The following is a 270-nucleotide window of genomic DNA, read 5'->3' as shown; positions in this document are numbered from 1 at the left end:
GCCAGGGCGAGGAAGGCCCTGCGTTCCTGACGCAGCCGTTCGGGTCGCGCGCCCTGGAAGGAATAGATCGACTGTTTCTCGTCGCCGACGGCGAAGACGGTGCGGCCGGACTTTTCGCCGGAGTAGAACTCGCCGGTCAGGGCGCGGACGATGGCCCATTGTTCCGGCGCGGTGTCCTGGGCCTCGTCGATCAGGACGTGATCGACCCCGCCGCCAGCTTGTACAGCACCCAGGCGGCGGCCCCGCTTTGGGTCAGCAGGGCGGCGGGGT

Annotated in this window: 1 protein-coding gene; it reads right to left on the bottom strand. The window is 69.3% G+C overall.

Annotated features, from left to right (window positions below; all coding sequences use genetic code 11):
• On the bottom strand, window positions 1-270 hold a 270-nt coding region (locus CDN38_RS27680), incomplete at both ends, for a UvrD-helicase domain-containing protein (protein ID WP_204903257.1).

Origin of the sequence: Mycobacterium ostraviense (genome assembly GCF_002705925.1) — a bacterium.
GTDB lineage: Bacteria > Actinomycetota > Actinomycetes > Mycobacteriales > Mycobacteriaceae > Mycobacterium > Mycobacterium ostraviense.
Note: the sequence above shows the minus strand (reverse complement) of the source record. Positions and strands in the feature narration are given on the sequence as shown.